8 protein-coding genes and 1 pseudogene are annotated in these 8,663 nt (G+C 34.4%); all 9 read right to left on the bottom strand.

All coding sequences use genetic code 11. The features are described 5' to 3' along the window. Positions 1–80: 80 nt before the first annotated feature. The gene (locus tag DRF58_RS17325; RefSeq protein WP_116037159.1) at positions 81–1,625 is read right to left on the bottom strand and encodes a hypothetical protein; all 1,545 of its coding nucleotides are present in this window, start codon (positions 1,623–1,625) and stop codon (positions 81–83) included. A 17-nt stretch (positions 1,626–1,642) separates the two neighbouring features. Next, positions 1,643–2,356 carry a hypothetical protein gene (locus DRF58_RS17320; RefSeq protein WP_116037158.1) on the bottom strand — a complete coding sequence of 238 codons (714 nt, stop codon included), beginning with the start codon at positions 2,354–2,356 and terminating at the stop codon, positions 1,643–1,645. Beyond that, complete coding sequence (locus tag DRF58_RS17315) at positions 2,346–3,221, bottom strand: M23 family metallopeptidase (protein ID WP_076395298.1); 876 nt, start codon at positions 3,219–3,221, stop codon at positions 2,346–2,348. Before DRF58_RS17315 ends, DRF58_RS17320 begins: the two co-directional genes overlap by 11 nt. 1 nt (position 3,222) lies before the next feature. After that, positions 3,223–5,214: pseudogene (locus tag DRF58_RS17310) on the bottom strand (type IV secretion system DNA-binding domain-containing protein). A 51-nt stretch (positions 5,215–5,265) separates the two neighbouring features. After that, positions 5,266–5,571: a hypothetical protein gene (locus DRF58_RS17305; RefSeq protein WP_123902444.1), complete on the bottom strand. Its 306-nt coding sequence runs from the start codon at positions 5,569–5,571 to the stop codon at positions 5,266–5,268. Positions 5,572–5,587: 16 nt separating this feature from the next. Beyond that, the gene (locus tag DRF58_RS17300; RefSeq protein WP_076395287.1) at positions 5,588–6,457 is read right to left on the bottom strand and encodes a DUF4138 domain-containing protein; all 870 of its coding nucleotides are present in this window, start codon (positions 6,455–6,457) and stop codon (positions 5,588–5,590) included. 4 nt (positions 6,458–6,461) lie between these two features. Next, the gene (gene traM / locus DRF58_RS17295) at positions 6,462–7,670 is read right to left on the bottom strand and encodes a conjugative transposon protein TraM (protein ID WP_116037161.1); all 1,209 of its coding nucleotides are present in this window, start codon (positions 7,668–7,670) and stop codon (positions 6,462–6,464) included. Beyond that, a complete protein-coding gene (locus DRF58_RS17290) occupies positions 7,666–8,019 on the bottom strand; it encodes a hypothetical protein (RefSeq protein ID WP_028123304.1) in 354 nt (117 codons plus the stop codon). The genes traM and DRF58_RS17290 overlap by 5 nt, the downstream gene beginning before the upstream one ends. 1 nt (position 8,020) lies before the next feature. After that, positions 8,021–8,635, bottom strand: coding sequence for a conjugative transposon protein TraK (traK, locus tag DRF58_RS17285; protein ID WP_034975926.1), 615 nt, complete (start codon positions 8,633–8,635; stop codon positions 8,021–8,023). Positions 8,636–8,663 lie beyond the last annotated feature (28 nt).

Genomic DNA, 8,663 nt, shown 5'->3' with positions numbered 1-8,663 from the left:
AGTAATTCGTTTAAATATTTGAATGTTAGATACTTAAATATACGAATTATTGCTATTTTACACAAATCTTATTTCTATTCTTATCCCGAACTCAGGTTATTTACTCTGTTAACCGGGAAATTATGGGATAAAATGTCTCCATTTTCTTTCTTGAGTTTAGCATTGTAAAAATTCATAAAAACGCTCCCATTTTCGATTTTATTAAATTTTAATGTAAATTCAACTTCATTTCCGGGCATGGTTTTTTCCGAAGTGGTCTTAATTTCAAACTCCTTTTCAGGAGCATTAATTCCGTTTTCTAAATCTTTGTGCAGTTGTTCTCCTTCTCCGAAACCAAGATATTTTAATTGAAGTTTCGGATACTGAGATGGTTCATGTTCTTTTTGTGTTTCCATAATGTTTGGGTTTTGATTGTTAAACTTTATATCATTCATTGTTAATATTCTGTGTCTTGAAAAAACATTTTCATCGAGATAATTTTTTAGAATTTCGCCGCTATCCAATAATTCGTAGGATTCCCCATATAGCTGTTTTTCCAATAGGTCGAAAGCCAATTCGTATTTGTCATTTTTTGACAACGTATGACCATCAATAACATTTGGGATTGTGTCCATTTGTGCCTTTGTAAGAGAATAATCTCCATCTGTTGTTCCGAATTCCATTTTTTCTGAATAAGCTTTTCTTTGGTTCGCTGTGATCTGCAAGTTCTCCAGTATGAATTCGTTTTCTTTCATAAAGATCCTGTAATTGAGAATATCATTTTTTTCCTCTTCGGAAAGTTTCGGATAAAGATTATTTTTGACTGCTTTTTCCTTTATGTCTCCTTCCGCATATATTTTAAAGTCGTGCAAAGTTTGTGGTTCATTATAAAAATCTCTCATACCTGTCCATTCTCGCCGACCGTACGGTAGTGTATATTCCTGAGTTTGCAGATCATAGCTGTAATACCTATGACCGCTTGGACTCTTCAGCGAGCCACTTCCATCATCGTAATCGTTCCAGGTCCAGCCGTCCGGAAGGTCAGATGCAGGGATTAAATTTTCTTCAAAGCCTTCATCTGAAAAAAAGTCTGCATTTTCTTCCAGATCAGTCATTTCAATTTGATGAATCCCTTCTAATGATATCTTTGCAGCTTCAACTTCATAATTTCGATAATGATGAGCTTGCTTTTCATCAATTTGTGTATAGGTCAATCCGGAACTTAAATCAGTTTTTTTTTCCAATTCCTGAGCCCAGAGATCAGAAAGAAATTTCTGCTTTTTTGACTCGCTACTTACAGTGATTTCAGTAGACTCCCTGTTATTTTGCAAAATCAAATGTTTATTGGCTAGTTGTTGCTTTTCAATAAATCTGACTAATTCAGCAGGATTGTTAAATGTATCCTTAGTAACGAGATCGGGATTTGAATGAAAAATTGTTTTCAATGTGAAATTTGAACCTATGATAACTGCTCTTCCCTTAGATTGGTGAATTACCATAAACTTTTTCTCTTTATCAGTAAACCTCCGCTCTCCGTCCCGAAAAAACTGTTCAGGCGACATACTTTCCATTTCTTTTACAAAATTTTTATAGGCTCCTGTTCTTGGAGTTATATTCCTATCCATCCAGTTTAGTTCATCTTCCATTTTTCCAGGTTCTTAATTTATCTTCTGAATCCTCTCGATTTTTGAATTTCCTCGTCCTGATCTTGGCTTTCCTCTTCTCTCATTCGATTGGCGTCCTGATAAACATCGGGGTCATTCACATTTAGTTGTACGTTTGATTTTTCCTGTTTTTGAGAGTGATTTTGCTTTTCAGAAATTCCAGCAACCGTATTGAATTCTTTGGACACAATATTCAAATCATTCGTAATTTTTTTTGCCATTTCTGGGAACTGAACAATTTTATCTTGCAGAAAAGATTTAAGTTTTAGAAGTTCTGCTATGTAACGGTTAAGTTCTTCGGTATTCTTTTTGTCGGCAATAATTGCGGTCAATTCTCTTGCATTTTTAATGAAATCGAATTCTACTACCTTATTGGTTTCTTTGTCGAAAATGAAAGCTTTTTTTTCAAGCGTCGAAAATTCCGGCAACAGATTGTTAGAGACCTTTTGAATATCGGTATATTCAACTCTGTCCTTACTGTTTTTAAGTATTTCCGGTAGGTTTTTGTCTCGTTCTAAATGGATGACCTTCAGTTTGGTATTATTATCAGTCAGTTGAAAAGTTGCTCTGCTTTTGTCGTTATCCGCAACGATGGTATATCCTTGTAGAAACTTCTGAATATCATCCGCATTTAGTTTTTTTGAATAAGAATTATCTTCATTAATAATTCCATATTTCTTTAGTTCGTCTGTTGGTAAAGTATTAGTGTTCATAATGGTTTGCTATTAAATTGTTTACTTTTATGAGGTCATTTAAGAAATGAGAAGGATTGATGCTCTGTCCAAATTCTTTCACCGAAAAATGCAGATGTGGTCCCGTAGAGTTTCCGGTATTCCCACTTTTTCCAATGATGAATCCCGCTTTTACTTTTTCTCCAACTCGATAATATATTTCTGAGAGATGTAGGTACGAGGTTTCGAAACGGTTAAAATGTTTTACTTTAATGTAATTTCCACCGCCTTTAGAATCCCAACCTGTTGCAGTAACAATTCCGTCCAAAACGGAATAAACATTTTCATAACTGGCTTTTAAGTCGATACCGTTGTGCGTTTTTTTTGTTCTGAAAATAGGATGCGTTCTTGTCCCGTAAGAAGATGTAACTGTAATTTTGTTTTTAAGGGGCATCACAATTTTTGAAAAAGATGCCGCCGGCTCATCTACGAAATCATACGTTGTAGAAAAGTTTTGTTTTTTTGATGTTTGCTGTGCCTCTTCTACTCTATTCAGTGATTGCAGCACCAAGGAATCTTTCAGTTTTTCAAACTCATTTTTTCGTACTTCATTTACACTGCTAGATTCTTTAATCAACATTTTCAAAGAATCAATTTGACTCGTTAACCACTTCGTCGAACCTTTGGTTTCATTTTTTAAATCTGATTTTGTGGTGATATTTAAAACTTGCTTCCAAGATTTCTTAGCATTCTTTTGTTTTACTGGATCTTCAATATTAGATTTTTCGGATAGCTTTGGATTTTCAGATTTTTTCGGTATTGTTGGTGTAATCGTATTAAATTGCGCAGATGATAAACAACTGTAAAACAGCGCCATCAAGGTAAATGTGTATTTTAGTTTTTTCATTTTATGCAGCTTTAATATTTTCATTCACAATGAGTTCCACTTCTTTGTTGATCTTTCTAAAGTTGGTCATCAACACTTCTTCTTTGCGGTTAACTCCTTTTTTATCTACAAAAGAATAATAAGAGGGCATTTTCACATAGTGTTTTTCTTCTTCTTGAATGGCTTTCATATCCAAATTTATTTTACCCCTAATTGCAGACGTTTTATATTCCTCAGCAGCGTTTTCTTCTCCCTGTGCGATCATTCCAACCATTTCTCCTGTTTTCAGAGCCGCAATTTTTCCGGCAGGAATCATATTGTCCATTTTTTCATTGATACTGGTGGTCGTTCCTTGCTGGGAAATAGATTGTGAGTATGACTTCTGTTTTATTTTTCCGAATAGTTTTTCCAGCCAATCGAGCGTATTTTTGTCTCTGGCGGAACCGGAAAGAATATTTCCAACAATTGCAGAAATGGTATCTGCTACTTCTTTTTTATAAAATTGTCGAAGTTGTGGTAGTTCCTGAAGCCCTAATAAAACTGCAACCCTATTGCTCCTTGCAGTTGCTACGATGTTATCAATTTTATGAATATAAATCGTCGGAAATTCGTCTGCGATAATTCCTCCCGGTAAATTGTGTTTGGAATTGATCAATCTTAAAGTCCTGTTTAATACCGAAGAATACAATGCAGAATTAATATCCTGTGTTCCCGGGTCTGATGCCAGAATAATAATAGAAGGATTATCTCTGTCGGTTATCTTCAATTCTACTTCATCTCCTGAAAACACCCAAAAACTTTCTTTTGTTGCCAATCTTGAAAGGAAAATTTTGAGTGTTCCGATTTGGCCTTCCAATTGGTCAAATGCTTTGTTGTCATAGGCCGTCTTGAAAGGTGACAGCAAAGAGAAAATTTCTTCATTGGTAAAAAGAGTATCGAAAATTTCTTTATAGCTTCTATTCATAAAGGAAAGAATATGAGGTAAATCAGAATATTTTCCATTTTCGAATGTTGCAAAAAAATAAATGCAGGACGAAAGGAAATTTATCGCAGATTGGGTAAAGAAAGCTTCAGAACCACCTCCGGAACTGGAACCTCATTTCTGTAAAGATGAAACCATCGATTCTGCCATTTCCTGGGCTTCTGCCAAAGTTTGGATGTACTTTTTATGAAACGGGTTAACTCGTTTTGATTTTTCAACTTCATTCAGATTGATAACATAAAATTGATGTTTGTAATTGGGATCTTTTTGTTTCTTTAATAGATAATGATAATAAGCAATTTGGGCTAAATCCGGGAACTTAAAATCATAGATGCAGAGACAGAAACCTTTTGCGATCATTTGTCTTATGGCAGGATTGATGACACCGAACGACTTCCCTGAACCCGGTGTTCCGATGACCATTGTTCCTCTAAAAGGATCAATATTAATATACCCTTTATATGTCTTATTGTTATATCTGAAGATGTAAGGAATGTTGATCGATGTGTCAGTGTTCACTAACTCCTGGTTTTGATCGAAGGATTCTTCCTCTACATTCCATCGGTCTTTTCCCATTTTCTGCTGCATCAGTTTTGAAATACTGTCTGCACCCATTTGAAGGATAACGGCTCCCAAAAAAGAAAGAACAGCATAAATTACCTGATAGAGATTGAAGCCGGGAAATACTTTTGGAAGTGTTGCATTTCCTGCCTCATTTTGCCATATCAGCGAAGAGAAAATCATCAGCAGTCCGAAAATCATAGGAGCGATAATTTCTTTACTAATATTAAGGTCTTTCTTTTTCTTGGCTTTTGTTCCTACAGCTACTAATCCAATCAAAATTAATGTTGCAAATTTGGCATTGATGGGCGGGTAAATAAAACTCAGCTTTGAAAAATTTTTTAACAAGTTTGATAATACCCGAACATCAGCATTAAGGTAAAAAAGCGAAGCACAATCTAATGCAACGACTGCATAGACAGCTTTTTGTAGAAAGCCATAGATCTTGATTTGATGTTGTTGTTCTTGCATTAAGAATAATTTTCGAAGTATTGATTCAGTAATTTGTGTTCTTCTAATAGGTTACTGTGTAGCTTTTGTTGCTGTTCCTGCAATTTTTTTTGCTTTTCTTGTTATTGCAATAAGATTGGAATTCAACAGATTCAATTGATTAATTAGCTCATTTCCTCTTTTTTCGACTCTCTCAATAATGTATGAGCGGCTTGCTTCTTCAGATATTTTCTCATACCAATCTTTAAGGTTTAATAGCTTTTCATAGTCATTTATGAGTAATTTTCGTTTTTTAGAAAAAATGATTATCAAAATAGAATGGTAGGTAAATATTAATAGCAAGAGCGCGAAGCATAGTGTAATTGAAAAATTTTCCATTGTATAAATCATTAAATTAAAAGGTATCGGCTTTAAGAATTTCAGAATAATTGACCTTCATTTCTATGGTACGTCCGGAGAGTTGCTCTTCAATGAGGCGAATCATCATTACCTTACTGTTTGGATAGGTAAATTTTTTGAAAACATAAACGTTTCTAAAATTTTTCCTAAAGTGCTTTTGAGGATTGAGTTGTAAAATGGGCGTCAGATCTACACTTTGGTTGTTTGTTGCTTTGTGGATTTTTTTGTCTTCTAACGAAAATTTCAAATCCTCAATATCATAGCTCAGATTAGAATTGTTTTTGATAGTCATATCCAAAAAGATGTAATCGCTTATCACATATACATTATTGAGTTGAAAGCTGAGTTTTAAATTTTTCTCTTCTCTAATTGGATTTTTCTCAGATTTTTTTTGAATAATATCCATCGCAAATTTTCGCAATTCAAGATTTGAGAAAACCATTTTATCAAACTCTATAGGTTGCATCGCTTCGGGTTGAATATGGATATTGGTAATCGTATTGAGGTTGTCCTGGTTTCTGTAAACAGCTTTATACTGTGCGATGAAAGATTGAGCAACAACGGTTATCACTCCGATTTTCTTACCATTAAAAAAAACAGATGGTGTTTTGATTTTTCCTTTCTCGTCAGAATCAGGATGGTCTGTGATTTTTATTCTGGCAATATTGGTAGTTGGAAGATCTCCAGTCAGTTTTTCTGTTGACAGATCCACATACTGAATGGGCTCCGGCGAAATAATATGCAGGTTGATTCCTTCAGTAATTTCAATTTCCGGTAAGTCGGAAATAATTTGCTCTTTGGTTGCTGTTTGTGCAGTGAGTAAGTTTGCTACGAAAATTAAAAGCGTGTATAATAAAGTTTTCATTGTTTTATTTTTTTTGGTTTTGTGAATCTTTCAATTGTTTTTCGTCGATGAGAAAGACATAAGAATTGTACTTCAATTTTGCTTTGTTCTCTTTGATCAGGTTGGCAATAGATTTGGATGTTGATGTAAACAGGCTGGATCCAATACTTGAGAAGAATCCTTTTCCGCCCATATCCATCTGAGTGCCTTGTACAGAGTTACTTCCCATTTCCCGCATCATATCTCTGAAAACACTTTGTGGAACGTACAATCCTTTCATACCGTCAACATCATAAATAGATAGATTGACCGGATAGATTTCTCCATTAGTAAAGACCGAAACAATATTGAGATTAACTCGTTGCATTGAAAATCCTGAGATCTGACCATATAAAATGGAACCTTTTGTTATTTTTTTGTTTCCAACAAAGATGTCTTCCAACAAGCGGAACCTGATCCTGCTTCCTAAAAACCCTTTGTTATTTTCGTCAATGACCGCCTTGATAAAACTATTTTCCTTCTCTTTATAGAAAGCATTGAAACCACTGTTGATTCCGGATTTGCTCACATTGAAAGTTGAATTGAGAAAATCATCCATCTTATCCTTATTTGATTTGAGTTTCTGTTCTGCAGCAAGTTTGTTTTGGTACTCAGGATCACGGGACTTTTCTAAAGAATCCATCACAAGCATTTGTTCTTTCAGATATTTTACAGGGTCTGGTTGGGTAGTTTGAGTATTGGTTTTCGGATTTTCTAAAGCATAATCTTTTTCTGGCTTTCCGTAAGATTTGTCATTCAGCATTTTTATAATCTCAGAAGACCTGTTGTAATCTTTGTCATCCCTTTGTGATTGATTTGGTTTGTAATACGAGGATTGATTTTCTTTCGTCTGGTATCTGTTTTGTCTTCCGTTTTCTGCTTTTAAGGAATCAATTTTTCTTTTTTGGTCCAGTGACAATTGGTCATCATAGTTCAATAAACTATCTTCTTCTTTATCCAAACCACCAAGCATCGTTCTGTTATCCTCTTTTTTGAAAAAAGCATCATACGCATCATTTTTGGTCATAATGGAATCTTGCGTATCGCCGAGTGATAGTGACAATTCTTTTGGTTTATTTTTTTCAGAAGTATCTTCTTTGAGAAACTGTGCTCCTACGTAGCCGAAAAGAAAAAGAAATGGCAGAGCCAAAAGAGGCAGAACATATTTTTTTTCTTTAAAATTTATTTTTTTAATGTCCATTTTTTAATTTTTGGTATTGGTTGAACAAGTAGTCAATTCGTAAACTGTCTTCTTTTTTCAGTGCGTTTTTGTCTCTTTTCACTTTTAAAGTTTTCAGTTCTTGTACTATTTTTTCCATCTCTTTATCATTGTTGACAGATAGATTTTGACTCGACTTATTTTTAGAATAGAGAACCGGAGGTCTTATTTTAAATGCTGTTTCGGAAGGGAAAAAGATACCTTGAATTAGAGACCCTATAAATGAAACCGACAGTAGAATCATTGAATACGTGAAGAATTTCTTTGGATTTTGAACTGCCCACTGCAGCCATTTCTGACCCTTTTGTTTTAATGTAGTTTCCATTTTAGTAAGAATTTTTATTTTGATTGGACAGTTCCTCGTTATTGATGATTCGCCAGTTTTTAAGAATCACACCGTGAGGATTATTGGGACTTCTGATGATGTCTTCAAAGAAACCTTCGGTGATGAGCTTCCTCGTAATGACAGAAGATTTTCTTGTGATCATCTGCTTACCGAAAAAGCTAAATTTCTTTTGTTCCATACTAAGCGTAATCGAATCGGTATGGATACTGACCATCGAACTGGAAGCTATTATTTGATTGTAAAATCCTTTTTCCCTTAGGTTCGTATATTCCTTTTTTCCGCTGTCATCAATAAGATACAATGACTTTTGAATATTATCCTTGATATAGGTATCATCGGGAGCGAGTGTGAAAAACAATCTGTGGAATAATTCAATTTGAGCTTTATATTCAACAGGTCGGTTCAGCAGGACATCAGTCTGCTTGGCAAGAACCGGAACGCCATTGTCTAAAATGTAAATTGATTTTCTGGAATCCTCGATCATTCTGTATGCAAAGAAAAATCCGGCAATGACAATGAAAACAGCAAAAGCAATGGTGGATAAAGAAATGACCTTGTTGATCTTGATTCTTTGTTCTATATTTTTGATAAGCATCTTTATTTTAGTTGTTGGTTGATAATGT

The organism is Epilithonimonas hispanica (genome assembly GCF_003385395.1).
GTDB classification, from domain to species: Bacteria; Bacteroidota; Bacteroidia; order Flavobacteriales; family Weeksellaceae; genus Epilithonimonas; species Epilithonimonas hispanica.
The sequence above is the reverse complement of the archived record's forward strand: the minus strand, read 5'-3'. Positions and strand labels throughout refer to the sequence as shown.